Annotated in this window: 1 protein-coding gene; it reads left to right on the top strand. The window is 67.1% G+C overall.

Going from position 1 to position 237, the window contains the following annotated elements; all coding sequences use genetic code 11:
- Positions 1–237 (top strand): thiolase C-terminal domain-containing protein (locus AC0L3B_RS40315; RefSeq protein WP_473383653.1); only part of this gene is annotated, 237 nt, incomplete at both ends.

The raw sequence follows: 237 nt of genomic DNA, 5'->3' as shown, positions 1-237 counted from the left end.
ATTCGGCGTTGCGCGGGGCGAATGTGACCCTGGCGGACCTGAGCTTCGCCGAGGTGCACGATTGCTTCACCATCGCCGAATTGCTGATCTATGAAGCCATGGGCCTGGCGCCCAAGGGCGAGGGGCACCATGTGCTCGACAGTGGCGTGGTGCGCGCTGGCGGGCGCCTGCCGGTGAACCTTTCCGGCGGACTCAAGGCCAAGGGCCATCCCGTCGGCGCCACCGGTGTGTCGATGC

This window comes from Bradyrhizobium sp. Kon56 (genome assembly GCF_055807635.1).
Note: the sequence above shows the minus strand (reverse complement) of the source record. Positions and strands in the feature narration are given on the sequence as shown.